Genomic DNA, 402 nt, shown 5'->3' with positions numbered 1-402 from the left:
GTCTTCGAAAACAATCCAGCCGTTGTTGCAATGCCCTTTCGCCTTGATGTCGCCCTCGTGAAAATAAACGTCGGGCGCGATCTTCTCGACCTTGTTCACCTCCGCCAGAGCCAAAGCAACGGGAAAACAGGTGGCAATGATGAGTGGAAACAACCTCGCAGGTTTGGGAGATTTCATGGCGCGGATACTCCGAAAACTTTTCCAGGGGGTCAAATGGGAAGGAGTGCTTGACCCACCGGGTTCGGCAGCCAAGCGGATATCCGGCTTTCGGCTTTGCACCGACTGACAGGCGGGCTAGTTTCGCCATCGATGAACCCTTTGGCCTGATGGCTTTTTGGGGCAGCATCAAAACTCAACCGCAGTTTCGGAGAAACGTTATGAACGCAATGAACACAGACATGA

1 protein-coding gene is annotated in these 402 nt (G+C 53.0%); it reads right to left on the bottom strand.

Going from position 1 to position 402, the window contains the following annotated elements; all coding sequences use genetic code 11:
• Window positions 1–252 (bottom strand): hypothetical protein (locus I6F37_RS43000; protein ID WP_225154828.1); only part of this gene is annotated, 252 nt, incomplete at its 3' end.
• Window positions 253–402: the final 150 nt, after the last annotated feature.

It is taken from the genome of Bradyrhizobium sp. NBAIM08, assembly GCF_020193935.1.
GTDB classification, from domain to species: domain Bacteria; phylum Pseudomonadota; class Alphaproteobacteria; order Rhizobiales; family Xanthobacteraceae; genus Bradyrhizobium; species Bradyrhizobium yuanmingense.
The sequence above is the reverse complement of the archived record's forward strand: the minus strand, read 5'-3'. Positions and strand labels throughout refer to the sequence as shown.